This is a genomic window from Nocardioides sp., assembly GCF_036503465.1.
Taxonomy (GTDB): Bacteria; Actinomycetota; Actinomycetes; order Propionibacteriales; family Nocardioidaceae; genus Nocardioides.
Genome location: NZ_DASXWU010000077.1, coordinates 1 through 19,697 on the forward strand (window position 1 = coordinate 1; position 19,697 = coordinate 19,697).

General features: G+C 70.0%; 17 protein-coding genes, 1 tRNA gene and 1 pseudogene. 11 read left to right on the plus strand and 8 right to left on the minus strand.

Annotation, left to right across the window (positions count from 1 at the left end; translation table 11 throughout):
• Positions 1-443: 443 nt before the first annotated feature.
• From VGK78_RS14065 to VGK78_RS14075, 3 genes are read right to left on the minus strand one after another with little or no spacing between them, the layout of a single operon-like run.
• On the minus strand, positions 444-1,502 hold the full coding sequence (locus tag VGK78_RS14065) for an alpha-hydroxy acid oxidase (protein ID WP_331528294.1): 1,059 nt from the start codon (positions 1,500-1,502) through the stop codon (positions 444-446).
• A 1-nt stretch (position 1,503) separates the two neighbouring features.
• Positions 1,504-2,772: a tyrosine--tRNA ligase gene (gene tyrS, locus VGK78_RS14070; protein WP_331528295.1), complete on the minus strand. Its 1,269-nt coding sequence runs from the start codon at positions 2,770-2,772 to the stop codon at positions 1,504-1,506.
• Between the two features lie 57 nt (positions 2,773-2,829).
• A complete protein-coding gene (locus VGK78_RS14075) occupies positions 2,830-3,195 on the minus strand; it encodes a hypothetical protein (protein WP_331528296.1) in 366 nt (121 codons plus the stop codon).
• Positions 3,196-3,291: 96 nt separating this feature from the next.
• Here VGK78_RS14075 and VGK78_RS14080 point away from each other — a divergent pair, with 96 nt between their 5' ends.
• Entirely contained in the window at positions 3,292-4,707 is a 1,416-nt protein-coding gene (locus tag VGK78_RS14080; protein ID WP_331528297.1) for a serine/threonine-protein kinase, read from the plus strand.
• A 79-nt stretch (positions 4,708-4,786) separates the two neighbouring features.
• A complete protein-coding gene (locus tag VGK78_RS14085; protein WP_331528298.1) occupies positions 4,787-4,996 on the plus strand; it encodes a hypothetical protein in 210 nt (69 codons plus the stop codon).
• Positions 4,997-5,064: 68 nt separating this feature from the next.
• Here the strand turns inward: VGK78_RS14085 and VGK78_RS14090 are convergent, their stop codons facing one another.
• The gene (locus VGK78_RS14090; RefSeq protein WP_331528300.1) at positions 5,065-5,667 is read right to left on the minus strand and encodes a hypothetical protein; all 603 of its coding nucleotides are present in this window, start codon (positions 5,665-5,667) and stop codon (positions 5,065-5,067) included.
• Between the two features lie 229 nt (positions 5,668-5,896).
• Between VGK78_RS14090 and VGK78_RS14095 the strand changes: the two genes are divergently transcribed.
• From VGK78_RS14095 to VGK78_RS14105, 3 genes are all read left to right on the plus strand, one after another.
• Positions 5,897-6,784 (plus strand): universal stress protein, encoded by an 888-nt coding sequence (locus VGK78_RS14095; protein ID WP_331528301.1) that lies wholly within the window; start codon positions 5,897-5,899, stop codon positions 6,782-6,784.
• A gap of 14 nt (positions 6,785-6,798) precedes the next feature.
• Positions 6,799-6,978, plus strand: coding sequence for a hypothetical protein (locus tag VGK78_RS14100; protein WP_331528302.1), 180 nt, complete (start codon positions 6,799-6,801; stop codon positions 6,976-6,978).
• A 154-nt stretch (positions 6,979-7,132) separates the two neighbouring features.
• A complete protein-coding gene (locus tag VGK78_RS14105) occupies positions 7,133-7,795 on the plus strand; it encodes a response regulator transcription factor (RefSeq protein WP_331528303.1) in 663 nt (220 codons plus the stop codon).
• Positions 7,796-7,807: 12 nt separating this feature from the next.
• On the opposite strand, the gene VGK78_RS14110 is transcribed toward VGK78_RS14105, so the two are convergent.
• From VGK78_RS14110 to VGK78_RS14120, 3 genes are read right to left on the minus strand one after another with little or no spacing between them, the layout of a single operon-like run.
• The gene (locus tag VGK78_RS14110) at positions 7,808-9,403 is read right to left on the minus strand and encodes a GAF domain-containing protein (RefSeq protein WP_331528304.1); all 1,596 of its coding nucleotides are present in this window, start codon (positions 9,401-9,403) and stop codon (positions 7,808-7,810) included.
• A gap of 50 nt (positions 9,404-9,453) precedes the next feature.
• Complete coding sequence (locus VGK78_RS14115; RefSeq protein WP_331528305.1) at positions 9,454-10,035, minus strand: CBS domain-containing protein; 582 nt, start codon at positions 10,033-10,035, stop codon at positions 9,454-9,456.
• Positions 10,036-10,080: 45 nt separating this feature from the next.
• Entirely contained in the window at positions 10,081-10,521 is a 441-nt protein-coding gene (locus tag VGK78_RS14120; protein ID WP_331528306.1) for a pyridoxamine 5'-phosphate oxidase family protein, read from the minus strand.
• A 581-nt stretch (positions 10,522-11,102) separates the two neighbouring features.
• Between VGK78_RS14120 and VGK78_RS14125 the strand changes: the two genes are divergently transcribed.
• Genes VGK78_RS14125 through narI form a run of 5 tightly spaced genes read left to right on the plus strand, consistent with a single transcriptional unit; the run spans position 11,103 to position 19,153 of the window.
• Complete coding sequence (locus tag VGK78_RS14125) at positions 11,103-12,338, plus strand: MFS transporter (RefSeq protein ID WP_331528307.1); 1,236 nt, start codon at positions 11,103-11,105, stop codon at positions 12,336-12,338.
• A 29-nt stretch (positions 12,339-12,367) separates the two neighbouring features.
• Positions 12,368-16,000 carry a nitrate reductase subunit alpha gene (locus VGK78_RS14130; RefSeq protein ID WP_414690684.1) on the plus strand — a complete coding sequence of 1,211 codons (3,633 nt, stop codon included), beginning with the start codon at positions 12,368-12,370 and terminating at the stop codon, positions 15,998-16,000.
• Entirely contained in the window at positions 16,000-17,730 is a 1,731-nt protein-coding gene (narH, locus tag VGK78_RS14135; protein ID WP_331528309.1) for a nitrate reductase subunit beta, read from the plus strand. The genes VGK78_RS14130 and narH overlap by 1 nt, the downstream gene beginning before the upstream one ends.
• Positions 17,727-18,428, plus strand: coding sequence for a nitrate reductase molybdenum cofactor assembly chaperone (narJ, locus tag VGK78_RS14140; RefSeq protein ID WP_331528310.1), 702 nt, complete (start codon positions 17,727-17,729; stop codon positions 18,426-18,428). Before narH ends, narJ begins: the two co-directional genes overlap by 4 nt.
• Complete coding sequence (narI, locus tag VGK78_RS14145) at positions 18,425-19,153, plus strand: respiratory nitrate reductase subunit gamma (protein ID WP_331528311.1); 729 nt, start codon at positions 18,425-18,427, stop codon at positions 19,151-19,153. The genes narJ and narI overlap by 4 nt, the downstream gene beginning before the upstream one ends.
• 6 nt (positions 19,154-19,159) lie before the next feature.
• Here narI and VGK78_RS14150 read toward each other — a convergent pair.
• A tRNA-Ile gene (locus VGK78_RS14150) sits at positions 19,160-19,233 on the minus strand.
• 72 nt (positions 19,234-19,305) lie between these two features.
• Here VGK78_RS14150 and VGK78_RS14155 point away from each other — a divergent pair.
• Positions 19,306-19,697 (plus strand): annotated as a pseudogene (locus VGK78_RS14155) (PA-phosphatase); the annotation flags it as partial.

Below are 19,697 nucleotides of genomic sequence, written 5' to 3' on the forward strand. Positions count from 1 at the left end.
GCCGCCAGCGTTCGTCCTGAGCCAGGATCAAACTCTCCATCGAAAAACAACAGAAAACAAAACCCCGACAAAACAACGATCAACTAGCAAACAATCGCCAGAATCATCAGTTCATCAACTCAAAAAGAACCCAAACCACCCAACCCACAACCCCACAACAAACACAGAGCCACAGACAGAGCAGACAAGAGTCCCACACAAACCATCATCGACAAACACACTGTTGAGTTCTCAAAAATCAGACGCGCAACAACTCCGCCCGGCGAAGGGCTTGTGTTGAGAGCTGGGATGGCCACCGGGGCCGGAAGCCCGACCCCGGTCCTGCGAGGACCTCGGTCTTGCTTCCCGCCGCTCCCTGGCGACAGGAGAGAACAGTACGTGACGCCGGTGAGGCCCCGCAAATCGGGGTCGCCGTCAGCCACTCCCCACCACATCGTCGCAGGTCAGAGGGCGGTTCTGGTCGACGCCGCGAGGACCTCCGGGGCCTCTCCCGGAGATGCGCACCCGGCCAGCGCGAGCACCTCGGCCAGCTCGGCAGTGATCTCGGTGAGGAGCCGCTCCACGCCCGTCGCGCCGTCGACGGCGAGGGCGTGCAGCACCGGACGGCCCAGGAAGACCGCCTGCGCCCCGAGCGCCGACGCCGCCAGCACGTCGACCCCGGTCCGGATGCCGCCGTCGACGTACACCTCTGCCCGCTCCCCGACCGCCGCGGCGATGTCACGCAGAGCCGAGGCGGTGGACACGGCGCGGTCCAGCTGGCGACCACCGTGGTTGGAGACGTAGATCGCGGCGGCGCCCGCGTCGATGCAGCGCAGCGCATCGTCGGCGCGCAAGACACCCTTCACCACGACCGGGAGCCCGGTGCGGTCCCGGAGCCAGCCGATGTCGTCGACGCCGAGGTCGGGCGCCCAGCGGTCGAACTCGGGGTCGGCGAAGTTGACCCGCCACCAGCTGAGGTCGATGCCCGTCCAGTCCTCCGCGTCGGCGGCGTACTTGCTGCCCGGGAACGGCGTGTCGACGGTGAGCACGATCGCTGATGCGCCCGCGGCGACGGCCCCCTCGAGCACCGGGAGCATCAGCTCCCGACGCGACGGGAGGTAGGCCTGCAGCCACCACGGCGACGTCCCACCCAGCTCGTCCCACCGGGTGCCGCAGTTGGAGGAGAGCACGCAGAGCGCGCCGGCGGCCTCGGCGCCGGCCACCGTGGCTCGCTCCCCCAGCGGATGGATGGCCCGTTGCATCGCGGTCGGCGCCACTCCCACCGGGGACGCCACCGGGTTGCCCAGCAGGGTTGTGCGGAGGTCCGGCGTCGTGGCCCCGCGCAGGACCCGAGGTCGGAACCTCACCTCCGACCAGGCGCGCGTGGCCTCACCGACCGTGACCTCGCCGTAGGACCCGCTCTCCAGATAGCTCCAGACCGCCGGGTGCACGACCCGCTGAGCGCGTGCGGCGAGGCTGTCGAGCCAGCGACCTCCTACGTCGGGGGGCGGCTCGAGATCCACCTCAGCCCACCTCGACGCCCGCGAACTGCTTCTTGCCCTTGCGCAGCACCAGCCAGGAGCCCCCGATGAGGTCGGAGCTCAGGGGCGCCGCCTCGGGGTCCTCGACCCGGACGTTGTTCATGTAGGCACCGCCCTCCGCGATCGTGCGGCGGGCCTCGCCCTTGCTCTTCGCCAGTCCGGCTTCCACGAGGAGGTCCACGACCGGCAACAGGGTCGGCACGCGGGTGGATCCCGCCTCACGCAGGGCCGCGGACAGCGTGGTCGTGCTGAGCCCGTGGAGGTCGCCACCACCGAACAGAGCCTCGGCCGCCGCCTTCGCGTGCCGGGTCTCCTCGGTGCCGTGGACCAGGGCCGTGACCTCGTCGGCCAGCCGCTTCTGTCCCGACCTCAGCCAGGGCTTCTCCTTCGTCTCGCGCTCGAGCGCCTCGATGTCGTCGCGCCCGAGGAACGTGAAGATGCGCAGCAGCTCGCCCACCTGACTGTCGTCGACGTTCAGCCACCACTGGTGGAAGGAGTACGGCGACATCATCTCCGGGTCGAGCCACAGCGCGTCGCCCTCGGTCTTGCCGTACTTGGTCCCGTCGGGCTTGGTGATCAGTGGGGTGACGAAGGCGTGCGCATGGCCGCCCGACGCACGACGGATCAGCTCGACGCCGGCCGTGATGTTGCCCCATTGGTCGGTCGCGCCGTGCTGGAGCGTGACGCCGTGGTCGCGGAACAGGTTCAGGAAGTCCATCGACTGGAGGAGGACGTAGCTGAACTCGGTGAAGCTGATCCCGGACTCGAGGCGTCGGGAGACGACATCGCGCTGCAGCATCCGGTTCACCGGGAAGTGCTTGCCGATCTCACGCAGGAAGTCGATGGTCGAGAGACTCGCGGTCCAGTCGTAGTTGTTGACGATCGTCGCGGCGTTCGGGCCCTGCAGCTCGACGTACGGCGAGACCTGGCGGCGTACCCGCTCGGTCCAGTCCTTGACCGTGTCGAGGCTGTTCAGCGTCCGCTCGCCGGAGTCCCTCGGATCGCCGATCATGCCGGTGGCGCCGCCCACGAGGATGTACGGCGTGTGGCCGGCGTCCTGCAGCCGACGTGCGGTGACCAGCTGGACGAGGTTGCCCATGTGCAGGCTCGGCGCGGTCGGGTCGAAGCCGACATAGAACCGCACGCTCTCGGACGTCAGGGCCTCACGCAGGGCGCCGAGGTCCGTCGAGTGCGCGACCAGGCCGCGCCACACGAGGTCGTCGAGCAGGGTGGGATCGATGGTGCCGGTCACGACGACAAGCCTGCCGTATCCCGGGCCGGCCGCTCCACCAGGTTGGCGGTGCGGCCGTCAGGTGCCGTCGAAGTACGCCGTCTCGTCGACGCGGCCGGCGCGGCGGATGCCGCCGCGGATCCGGTAGGAGTCGAGCAACAGCTCGGCCAGCTCGCGGCGGCCCAACCGGTCGAGCCACGCCCACGCCGAGACGCGGAAGTCGAAGGTGTCCACGCGGACGAACGTGTCGCGGCGATCTGCCAGCTGGGCGGCGAGGTCCATGTCGCCGCTCCAGACCTGGACGATCTCGCGGCTCTCGTCCTCGCGGTACCGGGCGAACGGGTGCCGGCCGGCGTACCAGGTGGGCGATCCCTCATGTGCCGACCCGAGCACGGCGTCGGGCAGGCGGCGTGCGAGGTCGGTCACGTCGTTCCACGTGGGCATGCTCCCAACCTGTATCGGGAACATGGGGGTGACAAGGGGACAGCCGTAGGCTCACCTGGGAACCGGTGCAGGACGAGGAACGACGGTGACGGGCACGTGATCGAGGAGCGACGGGTCGTCGCCGGGAGGTACGACCTCGAACGCGAGGTCGGCCGCGGCGGCATGGGTTCGGTCTGGCTCGCGCGGGACACGGTGCTCGGCCGCGAGGTGGCGCTCAAGCGGGTGGGGCTGATGCCCGGCGCCCAGTTGCCCGACCTCCAGCGCGCCGAGCGCGAGGCGCGGCTCGCGGCGCGGCTGAACCACCCGCACGTGGTCGCGGTCTTCGACCTGGTCGAGGACGACGACGAGACCTGGCTGGTCATGGAGTACGTCGAGGGGATCACGCTGGCCGCGTTCGTCAAGCGCGACGGCGCCCTGATCCCGGACGAGGCGGCGCCGCTCGTCCGGCAGGCGGCGGATGCGCTCGCGGCGGCGCACGAGGCCGGCATCGTCCACCGAGACGTCAAGCCGTCGAACATGCTGGTCACCCCCGCCGGCGAGGTGAAGCTGACCGACTTCGGCATCGCACGGGCCGAGGCGGACGCGTCGCTCACGCGGACCGGGCTGGTGACCGGGTCGCCGGCGTACCTGGCCCCCGAGGTGGCCTCCGGATCGAGCGCGACCGAGGCCTCGGACGTGTGGTCGCTGGGCGCCACGCTGTTCCACCTGCTCGCCGGCCACCCGCCGTACGACGTCAACGAGAACCTGATGGGCGCCCTCTACCGGATCGTCCACGAGGACCCTCCCCGCCTCACCAACGCCGGGTGGCTGGCGCCGGCACTCGAGCACGCGATGACCCCGAAGCCGGAGGACCGGTGGTCGATGGCCCAGGTGCGGGACTTCCTGGTCCACGGGGACCAGATCACCATCCACCCGGTGCCCTTCGGGGCGCTCGACGAGGACGGGACACGGGTCCTGCACCCGACCCCGTCCGCTCCCGTGGCTGTCCCTCCGGTCCCCCTCGACCCGCCCGCGTCGGAGCCGGCAGCGACCGCACGGCGCACCCGACGCTCACCCTGGCCCTGGGCAGTGGCGGTTGCAGCGATCATCGCAGCCGCCGTGATCGCCGCTGCCGCGCTGTCCGGCTCGCGCGACGGTTCGTCGCCCTCGGCGTCGCCTCCTTCGCACCCGGCGGCCAGGACCACGTCGTCCTCGCCGGAAGCCACCCACCCGGCGACGGCGATGCGTTCCTTCATCACCACCTACCTCTCGACCGTCACCAGCGACCAGCACGCGTCTTGGGCCATGCTGACGCCGGCGTTCCAGCAGGCCAGCGGTGGTTTCGGGCGGTATCAGGGCTTCTGGCGGATGTACCGCTCCGCGACCCCCCGCGACATCACGCCGGACCCCGAGGGGATGACCGTCTCGTACGGCGTGGACTACGTGAAGACCGACGGTGAGACGTCCTCCGACGAGGTCACGTTGCGGCTGGTGAAGGACGGGTCGTCGTACCTCATCGACGGCGAGTCGTGACCAGCACGCTCCACTCACCCTTCTGGGTCACCCCGGCGGGCGTCGTCGGGACCGCCCGGGAATCCCTACCGTCCGAAGCATGCGCAACCTGATCGGCATCGTCGTCATCGTGTGGCTCGTGATCGGCGTCATCGCGGCGTTCCAGCGCGGGTACCTGACCGACAAGAAAGACGTGAGCTGCCGGAGCTTCGGCGACACCGCCCTGACCATCATCGCGGGGCCGCTGGACTACCTCGGCGTGAATCCCAAGGTCGACTGCCACGTGAAGACACCCCAGCCCTCGAAGTGACCCTCCGCCAGGGCGACGGCGGGCAGGAGGCCGGCGCCGGGCGCCGGCCTCCCGGGTGGACCGCTGAGTCAGACGTGCGTGCCCACCGGCTGGCCCTCGGCGACCACGGAGTGGCCGGTGCGGCGCGAGTGCCAGAACCCGAAGCCCACCAGCACGAACAGCAGGACGGCCGCGGCGAAGGCCACGATGGCGGCGTACCCGGCGATCGTGCCAACGGTGGCGAACGCGTACCCGTAGAGCAGCAGGCCCCGGAGCGTGTCACCCATGAACATCGTCTGACGCAGCCCCTCGAGCTTCTGGCACGTGGCGGTCGCGGCCTTGGCCGGATCGCTGCACTGCTGGAGGTACTGACCGCTGACCTCGGAGTAGGTCTGGCCACCCGACGCCTCGTTCATGTGGACGCGGATGTAGTGGTTCGCATAGGCCTTCGCCTGCGGACCCGTGGTCAGCTGCTGACCGGCGTACTTCGCGAGAGCCGCGCGGTCCGCGGCGGGGAGGTCGGTGAGGCCGGTCTGGCTGGTCGGCATCGTGATGTGCTGGGACGCGAACTGGTCGTGCACCTGGCTCCCGATGAAGGAACTCGCCCAGGTCAGTAGGCCTCCGGCGACGAGCAGGACGACCGCAAGCAGCACTCCCGCCCACGAGATCACCTTGTCGAACGTGGCGCGCATGATGATTCACCTTCTTCGGACGGGTCCGGACCATCCGGCCCCATGCATCCAGCGTCGTTCTGCGGGCTCGAGAGCGGCAGAGAAGATCGTCATCGGCTCAGGTCGACCAGCGTCATCAGGGGCGATGACCAACGGCCACCGCCCGGGCCGCCACGCCGAGGTCCTAGGTCATCGCGAGCGGTTGCCAAGGACCGTTCGAACGCCCCCAGCCGGCTCCGAGAATCGCAATATGACCAGTCCGGGACGAGCCACCAGAGGAAACATCATCGTCGGCGTCGACGGATCCCCCTCGAGCGAGCTGGCCGTGATCTGGGCGGCAACGGAGGCTCGGCTCCAGCACCGTGGCCTCACCCTGGTCCACGCGCGGAAGGTGGTCTCGGCCAACGAGCTCGCCTGGCTCTCCGCCGCGGGCATCCCGCCACGGCAGATCTACGACCACATCTGGGGGGACGCGGAGCAGATCGTCGACCGGGCCCACTCGCTGGCGGCCGAGCGATGCCCCGACGCCTCCATCGAGAGGGTCATCGACACCGGTGATCCGCGCAACGTGCTGCTCGAGCTGGGAAGCACGGCGTCGATGACCGTGGTGGGGACCAGGGGCCACGGCCGCGTCGCCGGGCTCCTGCTCGGATCGGTGAGCGGAGTCCTCGTGCGTCACGCCGAGGGGCCTCTCGTCGTGGTCCGTCATGCACCGGGCTCCGCGGAGGGCATCTTGGTCGCCTCGGACGGGTCCGATGAGTCGAAGCCCGTCGTCGAGCACGCCTACCGAGAGGCGTCGTGGCGTCAGGTTCCGCTCACCGTGGTCCACTGTCTGTGGGACGGACTGATCGCAACGAGCCGATGGATCACGCTCTCGACGACCGACCCCGCGGGCGAGTCCGCTCGGCTGCGCGTCGCGGAGACGCTCGCCGGGATGGCGGAGAAGTTCCCCGAAGTCGAGGCGAACATCCAGGTCACGCGCGGTGCCATCGACGCCTGCCTGGTCGACCTGTCGGCCCGGCACGAGCTCCTCGTCATCGGCCGTCCGTCGCGCCCGCGCCTGGTGCGCCTGACCCTCAGCGGGCTCACTACTCCCGTGGTCGAGCACGCTCACTCGCCGGTCCTCGTCGTACCGTGACCGAAAGAGACGCCATGGACGATCGCCCCGAATCCCTTGTCGTCATCGGATCGCCGTGCCCCTCCGGCAACGCTCTTTCCCTCGAGCTCGCCGCCCGGTGGGCGTACCCGGTGGGGATGGTCGCGATCGCGCTGACGAGAGGGACGGCGCTCAAGAGCCTCCGGGCCGGCCCGGCCTGCGCGTGGTCGGCATGATCAGCCGTCGTGACGTCATGCGGGAGATGGTCCGGGGCGACCTCGACGCACGCCCGTCCGACGAGCTGGCCCCGGCTTGACCGAGGAGCCGGTCGGCCAGACCGGAACGGATACCGTCAGAGGTGTCGACCACCAGGAAGGGATGCCAACCTCCATGAGCGACACACGGTCCACCATCCGGGTCTATCTCCTGGACGACCACGAGGTGGTCCGGCAGGGGCTGAAGACCTTCCTGGAGTCCTCAGACGACATCGAGGTGGTCGGCGAGTCGGCCCTCGCCTCCGAGGCCGCCGCCCGGATCCCGGCGCTACGCACCGACGTCGCGATCCTGGACGCCCGGCTGCCGGACGGCTCCGGCATCGAGGTCTGCCGGATCGTGCGGGGTGTCGACCCGCACATCCGAGCGCTGATCCTCACGTCGTACGACGACGACGAGGCGCTGTTCGCGGCCATCATGGCCGGGGCGTCGGGATACATCCTCAAGGAGGCCACCGGGCAGGACCTGATCGGGGCGGTCCACCACGTTGCCGCCGGCCACTCGCTGATCGACCCGATCCTGACCGAGCGGGTGCTCGACCGGGTGCGTAACGGCCCTGAGACCGCCCCGGAGCTGGCGAACCTCACCGAGCAGGAGCTCAAGCTCCTGGAGCTGGTCGCGGAGGGGCTCACCAACCGGCAGATCGGCGAGCGGATGTTCCTGGCCGAGAAGACCGTGAAGAACTACGTGTCGACGATGCTCGGCAAGCTCGGCCTGGAACGACGGACCCAGGCGGCGGTGCTCGCGTCCCGGCTGTTGTCGGATCAACCCCGTCACTGACTCATCAGAGCCTCACCGAGCCAGCGGGACCGTCCACACCACCCGGGCCCCGCCCAGCGGACTGTCCTCGAGCTGGAGGTCCCCTCCCAGCGCGGCGGCCCTGGCCCGGGCGTTCTCGAGCCCGCTCCGAGGGCCGGTCGAGGAGAAGCCGACTCCGTCGTCGTCGACGGCGAGGGTGAAGCGGCCGTCCCCGACGGTCGCGACGATCTCGACCCGGCCCGCGTGCGCGTGACGAGAGACGTTGGAGACCGCCTCGCGCAGCACCTTGAGAAGAGACTCGCGGATCGTCTCGTTGACGCCGGTGTCGATCGGCCCCTTGATCCTGAGCTCCGGGACGAACCCGAGCACCCGGCGGTACTCACGGACCAGCGCCCGCAGCTCGCTGCGAAGCGAGCCGCTCGACGGCATCTGCAGCTCGAAGATGGTCGCTCGGACGTCGCGGATGGTGGCATCGAGATCGGCGACCGACCGCTCCACCCGGCTCCTGACGTCCTCGTTCACCGCCCGCATGGCAGCGGCCTGCAGCTGCATGCCGGTCGCGAAGAGCCGCTGGATCACCACGTCGTGGAGGTCTCGGGCGATGCGCTCCCGGTCGGAGATGACGGCGAGCTCCTCACGCTCGGCCATGGCTTGGCCGCGGTCCAGAGTGAGCGCGGCGTAGTCCGTGAAGCTGCGCAGCAGGTCGCGGTCGTCGTAGTCGCGGAGGCGAGCCTGTCTCGCGTCGTAGAAGGAGACCAGGAGGCCGCCCTTCGCCAAGTGCGTGCTGAGGGGGACGACGGTGGCGACCAGGCCGCCGGCCGGGACGTCGACGGGCTCGATGATCTCCAGGTCGGTGATGTCCGCCAGCACCGCGTCCAGGCATCGTCCGATCTCCGCCTCGGCGACGGGCTCGCAGACCATCGTGAGCACAGTCGCCGTGTGGGGGTCGACGATCGCGGTCGCCACGGATCGCGCGGCCCGCCTGGCGGTGGAGGCGATCTGCGTGAGACACCCCTCCCAGTCGATGGGCGGCTGGAGCGAGTCAGGGAGCGTGGCGGCAGCCTCGAGCCACTCCCGACGGCGCTCACTGAGTCCGTACGCCCGCGCGTTCTCGATCACCAGTCCGGCCACACCGGCAAGGGCGACGACGAGCTGCTCGTCGGTGTCAGAGAAGGCACCGCCACCGGCCTTCTCGGTGAGGTACAGGTTCCCGAACACCGTGCCCCGGATCCGCACCGGAACGCCCAGAAAGGACTGCATGGGCGGGTGGTGCGGTGGGAAGCCGTACGAGGACGGGTGCTCGGTCAGGTCCTTCAACCGGATCGGCTGCGGGTCGGTGATCAGCAGCCCGAGGATGCCGCGACCGTGCGGCAGGTCCCCGATCTGCCGGCGGTCCTCCTCGCTGATCCCGGTCGTGACGAACTCGACGAGGTAGCTCTCGGCGCCGACCACCCCCAGCGCGCCGTAACGGGCGTCGGTGAGCGTCGTCGCCGCCTCGACGATGCGGCTCAGAACGTTGCGCAGGTCGAGGTCGGACGAGATCGCCATCACCGCGTCGAGCAGGGCCCGGGCCGACCCGGGCAGGTCGCCGGCGGCAGGATCGCTCGGGACAGGTCCGTGCGCGCTCACAGGTGGATTGTGCGGCACACCTGGGCCGAGCACCCACCCGGCGTCGGCGTTCACGCGCGCGCGGCAGCGCCCGTCGACAACCCGATCACGCCAGGGATCCGTGAGGCGATGACTCGGGCGATGCGCAACGAGTCCGGGCTCTCGGCGTCCCTGAGCTCGACCACGCCCTCGTCCACGTCGACCGTGCACTCGACGCCAGCCCGGCGAAGCTGGTCGTCGATCTCCGCCTCTATCAGCACGTCCTGACGCGCCAGGACGGCGATGACGTCACGGCGGCTGACCACCCCGACGACGCCGCTGTCGCTCACTACGGGCAGACTCTTCACCTGGCTGCTCACCAGGAGCTCCACCGCCTGCGCCACATCGTCGTCCTGTGAGACATGGATCGGCAGGTGCGTCATCACGTCGGTCACGACGAGGTGCACGGTTCGTCCGGTGATCTCGACCAGCCGTTCGTGCACCCGCCGATCGGCCAGGACGGAGTCACGCAGCACGTCCGCCTCGCTCACCACGCCGAGCAGGTGCCCGGCGGCGTCGACGACGGGCATCGCGGTGATCTGGTGCTCGTCGAGCAGTCGGATGGTCTGCTCCAGAGACGTGTCCGGAGCCACGGTGACTGCCGGGGCCGTCATGACGTCGCGGACCAACATCGTTCTCGCCTCCCCTCTGTCAGCTCTTCAGATCGCCCGTCGCACCGGCAGCGCGTCCGCCGGGTGCCATCCGGGCCCGAGACGGCGTCCGGTGAGCTCAGACCACCGAACCCGCAGGTACAGGTTCCGCTGCCCGGCGGCCCAGGCGCGCGGCTCCCACACCTTCCGGATGTGATCCAACTCCTCGGCGCCGGTCACGGCTTCCGCGCGACCGCGCGCGACGACGCTCCAGCCGCGCTGGCGGTCGTAGTCGAACTGGTCGATCTCAACCGCCAGGGCGGCGCCTCGGGCGTGACTGCCCAGAACGCTGTACGGCGAGGTCCGGAGCACGATGCTGTCGTCGACGACGGCGTAGTTGACCGGCACGATGTGGGGTCCCACCGGCGTGCACAGGGCGACGCGCCCGACCAGGCCGGCGCTCAGCAGATCCCGGCACTCCTGCGCTGCGATGTCGAACGGCTCTTCCATGTCTCCAGTCTGCGTCCCAGCGACAGGTGGGAGCAGTGGCCAACGGCCCGGGACTCGTGGACGATCGTCAACAACCGCAGGACGACCATGTGCCAGTAGAAATGGTCCTGGACCCGTTCACGCGAAGCGCCGCGGCCGGAGTCTTGCCTCGCAGGAGGAAGAGCGGTGGTGACGGCCGGTACGCGGGTCGGGGCCTCCGGGAGTGGCTCTCCGCCCTCCCGGGCCAGCCGGGGTTCGTCGTCGAGGAGGTCGAGGGGCCTCCGGAACCACGTCAGGTGGAGCGGGGAGTCGCCTGGGGCCGGTCGATCGCCCGCAAGGTGCAGACGCGTCTCGAGGCGGGGCGCCAGCTGCTCTCCGCGCGGTAGCAGCTGGGAGCGGGCCCGACCCGACGACCAGCCCTGGTCCATGGAGGAGATGACGTAGGTCCCTGACCGGCTCGACCGAGCAGCGGCCATGGTGGTCTCGACCCGATCAGACATCGGAAGGACGAGCTCGTGTCCATGAGAGTTCAGGGCCCCGGTGGGCGGACCGACAGGTGGACTCGGTTGGCCCGCATTGGTAGGCATGAGGACGTGGACGCCATGACGGCGCGAACGGATGCCCGCACTCGGACGGGTGCCGCCACCGTGATGCTGACCGTGGCCACCCTCGGTTTCGCGGTGAACTTCTGGGCGTGGGCGCTGATCAGTCCCCTGGGGCCGTTGTTCCGTCAGCAGGGCACCCTCGGCACCTTGAGCGAGTCCGACGTCGCCCTGATGGTGGCCGTCCCGGTCGTGGTCGGCTCGCTCGGGCGCATCGTCGTCGGCGCCCTCGCGGACCGGTACGGCGGCCGGCTGATGTTCCCACTCGTCTCGACGGTGACCATCGTCCCGATCCTGTTCCTGGCGTTCGCCGCCCTCGACTCGTACGCCCTCATCCTGGTCGGCGGGTTCTTCCTCGGCATCGCGGGTACCGCCTTCGCCGTGGGCGTCCCGTTCGTCAACGCGTGGTTCCCCCCTGAACGGCGCGGACTGGCGGTGGGCATCTTCGGCGCCGGGATGGGCGGCACCGCGATCAGCGCCCTCACGACGGTGAAGCTCTTCAGCAACGTCGGGGAGAAGGCGCCGTTCCTGATCACGGCGGTCGTGCTCGCGGCGTACGCCGTCGTCTCCTGGCAGATGCTGCGCGACGCTCCCGGCCGGGTCGTTCCGCAGACCTCGCTGGTCAACCGGCTGGCCGCGAACGCCCGGCTCCCGATCACCTGGCAGGCCGCCGTCCTGTACGCCGTCGCGTTCGGTGGCTACGTCGCGTTCTCGGTGTACCTCCCGGCGTACCTCAAGACCGAGTACGGGCTGTCCCCGGCAGGCGCCGCCAACCGGATGGCGGGCTTCGTCGTCGTCGCCGTGGTGATGCGGCCGGTCGGTGGCTGGCTCTCGGACCGGATCGGCTCGATCCCGGTCCTCGCCGTCTGCTTCGCCGTCGTCATCGTCGGCGCGGCGGTGGCGGCCGGGCACCCACCCGTGGACAGCCTCGGCGCCGCCGCCTTCCTGTCCATGGCGGCCGCCTTGGGGTGCGGCAGCGGCGCGACGTTCGCGCTGATCGCACAGGTCACCGAACCGTCCCGCGTGGGCGGCGTCACCGGGCTGGTCGGAGCGGCCGGCGGGTTCGGTGGGTTCGTGCCTCCCCTGCTGATGGGCTACATCTACGGCCGCACCGAGTCCTACGCCCTCGGTCTGGCGCTCCTCTCGATCACCGCCGCCCTGACGCTGGTGCTGACGGTGACCGTCGTCCGGCGTACTGCAACCGGCACCAACGGACCAGGAGGGACCATCGCGTGACCGACACCCGACCCGGACTCGACGGACCACTGGAGGACCTCCTGGTCGGCACCCGCAGGTTCTTCACGCAGGCGACCGGCAGGGCGACGGTCAGCGACGACCTGCGCACGATGACCCGGCAGGGCGGGCGAGGAGCCGACGGCTTCTACCGCGACCGTTGGAGCCACGACAAGGTGGTCCGGTCGACGCACGGCGTGAACTGCACGGGGTCGTGCTCCTGGAAGGTCTACGTCAAGGACGGGATCATCACTTGGGAGACGCAGCAGACCGACTACCCGTCACCCGGCCCCGACCGCCCCGACTACGAGCCGCGCGGCTGCCCCCGCGGAGCGGCTTTCTCCTGGTACACCTACTCGCCCACGCGCATCCGCTATCCCTACGTGCGCGCCGTCCTGCTCCAGATGTTCCGCGAGGGCAAGCGCCAGTACGACGGAGACCCGGTGAAGGCGTGGGCCCACGTCGTCGACAACCCCCAGCGCGCCCAGGCGTACAAGGCGGCACGGGGCAAGGGCGGCCTGGTCCGAGCGACCTGGGACGAGGCGCTCGAGCTGGTCGCGGCGGCGTACGTCCACACGATCGAGAAGTGGGGCCCCGACCGGGTCGCGGGGTTCTCGCCGATCCCGGCGATGTCGATGGTCTCCCACGCCTCGGGGGCACGGTTCACGCACCTGGTCGGCGGCTCGATGCTGTCGTTCTACGACTGGTACGCCGACCTGCCGGTGGCCTCGCCGCAGGTGTTCGGCGACCAGACGGACGTGCCGGAGAGCGGGGACTGGTGGGACGCCGGCTACCTGGTGATGTGGGGCTCCAACGTGCCGGTTACGCGCACCCCGGATGCGCACTGGATGACCGAGGCCCGCTACCGGGGGCAGAAGGTCATCGCTGTCTCGCCGGACTACGCCGACAACGTGAAGTTCGCCGACGAGTGGCTGGCCGTGCGGCCCGGCACCGACGCCGCGCTCGCGCTGGCGATGGGACACGTCATCCTCAAGGAGTTCTTCGTCGACTCCCGCACCCCGTACTTCGAGGAGTACGCCGCGACGTACACCGACCTGCCGCACCTCGTGCGGATCGATGGCGGCACGCCCGGCAAGTTCCTCACCGCGGCGGACCTGCCGGCGTACGCCGAGGCCGAGCACGCCGACTTCAAGACCGTGGTGCTGGACGCACGGACCGGTGAGCCCGTCGTCCCGAACGGGTCGCTGGGCCATCGCTTCGGGGCCGGTGACGAGGGCCGGTGGAACCTCGACCTCGAGGGCGTGCAGCCCGAGCTGCGGCTGGGGAGCGACACCGCTGCGACCGTCGACGTGAGGCTGCCGGTCTTCGACCCGGTCGACGGCACGGCGTCGGAGGTGGTCCGTCGCGTCCCGGTCCGCCGCGTCGGTGGCCACACCGTGACCACGGTCTTCGAGCTGATGCTCGCCCGCTACGGCGTCGGGGCCGACTACGGCGACGCGGACGCGCCGTACACGCCGGCCTGGCAGGAGGCCATCACCGGGATCCCCGCCGGCCAGGCTGCCCGGATCGCCCGGGAGTTCGCCGAGAACGCCCGGGACTCGCGCGGCAGGTCGATGATCCTGATGGGCGCCGGGACCAACCACTGGTTCCACTCCGACACCATCTACCGCTCGTTCCTGGCCCTGACCACGCTGACCGGCTGCCAGGGGGTCAACGGCGGCGGGTGGGCGCACTACGTCGGGCAGGAGAAGGTGCGGCCGCTCACCGGCTACACCCAGCTGGCCAACGCGTTGGACTGGAGCCGCCCGCCGCGGAACATGATCCAGACGGCGTACTGGTACCTCCACACCGACCAGTTCCGCTACGACCACTTCGCTGCGGACGCGCTGTCGTCGGCCAGCGGGCAGGGCCGCTTCGCCGGCTTGAGCACCGCCGACCTGATCGCCAAGAGCGCCCGGATGGGCTGGATGCCGTCGTACCCGACGTTCGACCGCAACCCGCTCAACCTCTGCGACGAGGCCGCCGCGGCCGGTGTCCCGGTCGCCGACCACGTGGTCTCCGGGCTGAGGGACGGCTCGCTGCGGTTCGCCGGCGAGGACCCGGACGCCCCCGAGAACTTCCCGCGGATCCTGGGCGTCTGGCGGGCCAACCTGCTCGGTTCGTCGGGCAAGGGCAACGAGTACTTCCTCAAGCACCTGCTCGGGGCCGACTCCGCCGTGCGGGCCACCGAGGCCCCCGAGGGACAGCGCCCCGCGGAGGTCGCCTGGACCGACCGCGCGCCCGAGGGGAAGCTGGACCTGCTCTACTCCCTCGACTTCCGGCAGACCAGCACCACCCTCTTCTCCGACGTCGTGTTCCCCGCCGCCACCTGGTACGAGAAGCACGACCTGTCCAGCACGGACATGCACCCGTTCGTGCACTCCTTCAACCCGGCCATCGCGCCGCCGTGGCAGTCGCGCACCGACTGGGACACGTTCCGGGACCTGGCCCATGCGTTCTCCGCGCTCGCCGGTCCCCGGTTGGGGGTACGGCGCGACGTGGTCGCGGCACCGCTGACCCACGACACCCCGGACGCGATGGCCAACCCCCACGGCAGGGTCGCCGACTGGAAGCTCGGCGAGTGCGAGCCGGTCCCCGGACGCACGATGCCCCGGCTGGTCGAGATCGAGCGCGACTACGGTGCGATCGGCGAGAAGTACGACGCGATCGGCCCGCTCACGGACACGCTGGGTGCCACGACCAAGGGGGTCACCTTCGACCTGACCGGCGCGATCGAGCGCTTGGGCGCGGTCAACGGTCGGGTCCGTGGAGGTGCCGGCGACGGCCGCCCGTCGCTGCGGGAGGCTCGGCACGTCTGCGAGGCCATCCTCACCATGAGCGGGACCACCAACGGCCATCTGGCCGTCCAGGGGTTCCAGACGCTGGAACGTCGTACCGGCCAACGGATGCAAGACCTCGCGGCCGAGCACGAGGGCAGGCACATCACGTTCGCCGACACCCAGGCCTCCCCGCAGCCTGTGATCACCTCCCCCGAGTGGTCGGGCTCGGAGACCGGCGGCCGCCGCTACTCGGCGTTCACGATCAACGTCGAGCGGCTCAAGCCGTGGCACACCCTGACCGGCCGGCAGAGCTTCTACCTCGACCACGACTGGATGGCGGAGGTGGGTGAGGGTCTGCCGGTCTACCGGCCGCCGCTGAACATGGGGGCGCTGTTCAGCGAGCCCGGCGTGGGGGACGTCGGTGAGCTCGGCGTCACGGTGCGCTACCTCACGCCCCACAACAAGTGGTCGATCCACTCGGAGTACCAGGACAACCTGTTCATGCTCTCGCTCTCGCGAGGCGGACCGTGCATCTGGATGAGCGAGCAGGACGCCGCCAAGGTCGGCGTCGCCGACAACGACTGGATCGAGGCGGTCAACCGCAACGGCGTCGTCGTAGCCCGGGCGATCGTGTCGCACCGGATGCCCGAAGGGACCGTGTACATGTACCACGCCCAGGACCGGCTGATCGACGTACCGCTGTCCGAGACCAGCGGCAAGCGCGGCGGCATCCACAACTCGCTGACCCGCCTGCTCGTGAAGCCCTCCCACCTGATCGGCGGCTACGCGCAGCTGTCCTTCGCCTTCAACTACCTCGGTCCCACCGGCAACCAACGGGACGAGGTCACCGTGATCGGTCGCCGTAGCCAAGAGGTGACCTACTGATGCGTGTGATGGCTCAGATGGCGATGGTGATGAACCTCGACAAGTGCATCGGCTGCCACACCTGCTCGGTGACCTGCAAGCAGGCGTGGACCAACCGGTCGGGCACGGAGTACGTCTGGTTCAACAACGTCGAGACCCGGCCGGGGCAGGGCTACCCGCGCACCTACGAGGACCAGGAGCGCTGGCAGGGCGGCTGGACGCTGAACCGGCGGGGGCGGCTCACCCTGAAGGCGGGCGGACGCTTCCGGAAGCTGGCGACGATCTTCTCCAACCCGAAGCTGCCGTCGATCCACGACTACTACGAGCCGTGGACCTACGACTACGCGACCCTGACCGACGCGCCGGCACAGGAGCACACCCCGGTGGCCAGGCCCAAGTCGCTGCTGACCGGCCGCGACACCAAGATCACGTGGTCGGCGAACTGGGACGACGACCTCGGTGGCTCCGACGCGTCGTTCCAGAACGACCCGGTGCTGGCGAAGGTGTCGACGGAGGTGAAGAAGTCGTTCGAGGACGCCTTCATGTTCTACCTGCCGAGGATCTGCGAGCACTGCCTCAACCCGTCGTGTGCCGCGTCGTGCCCCAGCGGTGCGATCTACAGGCGGACCGAGGACGGGATCGTGCTGGTCGACCAGGACCGGTGCCGGGGATGGCGGATGTGCGTGTCCGGCTGCCCGTACAAGAAGGTCTACTTCAACCACCGCACCGGCAAAGCCGAGAAGTGCACCTTCTGCTTCCCGCGGATCGAGGTCGGCATCCCCACCGTCTGCTCCGAGACATGTGTGGGGCGGCTGCGCTACATCGGGCTGGTCCTGTACGACGCCGACCGGGTGCTCGAAGCCGCATCGGTCTCCGACGCGCGGGCGCTCTACCGTGCCCAGCGCGACGTACTGCTCGATCCGCACGACCCCGAGGTCGTCGCCGCTGCCGAGCGTGACGGCGTACCGCACGACTGGGTGCTCGCCGCCCAGCGCTCCCCCGTCCACGCGCTGATCCAGACCTACGAGGTCGCTCTCCCGCTCCATCCGGAGTACCGAACGATGCCGATGGTCTGGTACATCCCACCGCTGTCACCGGTGGTCGACGCCGTGCGTGACACCGGTGAGGACGCCGAGGACCACCGCAACCTGTTCGCTGCCATCGACTCGCTGCGCATCCCGGTCGAGTACCTGGCGGGGCTGTTCACCGCCGGGGACACCGACGTGGTCGACGGCGTGCTCCATCGGCTCGCCGCGATGCGGGCCTACATGCGCGACCTCAACCTCGGCCGCGACCCGAACGGGGAGATCCCGGCAGGGGTCGGGATGACGGAGGAGCAGATGTACGACATGTACCGCCTGCTCGCGCTCGCCAAGTACGACGAGCGCTACGTCATTCCTGCCGCGCACGCGGAGCAGGCGCACTCGCTCGAGGCGCTCGGCACCGAGTGCCCGGTCGGCTCGGGACCCTTCGGGGAAGGATCGCGCGGACCGGCACCGATCGCGGTGGAGAACTTCGCGATGCTGCGCGACCGGCAGACCGCCGACACGATGGCGGCGCCCGACGACAAGGCGGGCCGGGTGAACCTGCTCAACTGGGACGGCAAGGGGATGCCCAGCGGGCTGTTCCCGCCGCGTCAGGACGCGCCCACGGGCGACGCGGGCGAGGCGACCACGCCGGACACCTCCGACGAGGGCGCGACCGGGCCCGGCGGCACCGGCGGTCTCACAGGCGGGGCGGACTTCCGGTGAAGGCAGCCCATGCCCGGGACGCCGCCGTCTGGCAGTCGGCCGCACTGCTGCTCGGCTACCCCGACGACCGGCTGCTCGGGGACATGCCCACGGTGCACCGCATCCTCGGTCACCTGTCGGCGGCGGCCGCGGAGCCGTTGCACCGGGTCGCCGAGCACCTGGCGACCACGCCGCTGACGGACCTGCAGACGGCGTACGTCGAGACCTTCGACACCCGGCGACGCCACAACCTGTACCTCACCTACTTCGCGCACGGCGACACGCGCAAGCGCGGCGCGGCGCTGCTGCGCTTCAAGCAGACCTATCTACGAGCGGGCTTCGCCCTCGACGCGGACGACGGTGGCGAGCTGCCCGACCACCTGTGCGTCGTCCTGGAGTTCGCCGCGACGGTCGACCACGACGCGGGCCGAGCGCTGCTGCTCGACCACCGCGCCGGCCTCGAGCTGCTGCGGCTCTCCCTGACCGAGAGCAGGTCGCCGTGGGCCGGGGCGCCGGAGGCCGTCTGCTCCACCCTGCCTGCCCTGCACGGCGACGAGTGGGACGCTGTACGCCGGCTCGCCGCCGAAGGCCCACCCGCCGAAGAGGTCGGACTGTCGCCGTACGGCGGTCCGGCGTTCGATGCGCGGCTGCACGAGGCGACTCACCCCGAGACCACCGACCTGCCGATGCCGGTCCTGCGCCAAGGAGCCCACCGATGAGCGTCTTTCTCTGGGTGATCTTCCCCTACCTGTGCCTGGCGACGTTCGTGGTCGGCCACTACTGGCGCTACCTCTACGACAAGTTCGGCTGGACGACCCGCTCCTCCCAGCTGTACGAAAACCGGCTCCTGCGGCTCGGCTCGCCCCTGTTCCACTTCGGCCTGCTGTTCGTGGTGCTCGGCCACATCGCCGGACTGCTTGTCCCGGAGAGCTTGACCAGCGGCGTGGGCGTCACCAACCGCGCCTACCACTGGGGTGCCCTGGTCGGGGGCACCGCCGCCGCGTTGGCGACGCTGATCGGCCTGGCGATCCTGGTCTACCGGCGACGCACGGTCGGCCCGGTGTTCTCGGCGACGACCAAGATGGACAAGCTGATGTACGTCTTCCTCGCCGGCGTGATCCTGCTCGGCGTCTGGAACACCGTCTCCGGGGCGGCCTTCATCTTCGGCGGCCACGAGTACGACTACCGCGAAGGCGTCTCGATCTGGTTCCGCCAGTTCTGGAGCTTCCACCCGGATCCCGCCCTGATGGACGCGGCGCCGCTGAGCTTCCAGCTGCACGCGCTGGTGGCCAGCGCCCTGTTCGCGCTCTGGCCGTTCACCAGGCTCGTCCACGTCTTCAGCGCCCCGGTCGGCTACCTCACCCGGCCCTACATCGTCTACCGCAGTCGCGACCCGCAGCTCGGCGCCCGGCGCCCCGGTCGCGGCTGGGAACAGGCCGGCTGAGGATCGTGGGGCGGGTGGGGCTCGAACCCACGACCCAGGGATTATGAGTCCCTTGCTCTGACCGACTGAGCTACCGCCCCGCCGGACATTGTGCCCCGCCGGCTCGTCGACATTTCGCCCGGATGACCGGTCACCCGGTTGAATGTGTCTCGATGGACATCACGGGGAGCCCGACGACGGAGCCGCGCGCTGACGCCGATGAGGCGACCTCGCCCTCGCGCGAGTGGGCGTGGAAGCTCCGCGTCCTGGCGATCGTCGTGGTCTTCGCGATCATCGCCATCGCCCGGTCGCGGCAGGTGGACATCCCGTTCCGCGACCCGCACGGCAAGCTGTTCTCGAGCAAGATCCTCAGCACGGCGGAGACGCTGCTGCTCGCGGTCGCGATCGACATCGTCGTGCGCTGGATCCGCGGACGCCGGCAGGGACGGTCGTTGTGGCAGACCGTACGGACCCGGTGGTCGCCGTACCGGATCGTGATGATCGTGGCGGCGCTGCTGGCCTACCAGGTGGTCTACCTCTGCTACCGCAACCTCAAGAGCTGGGA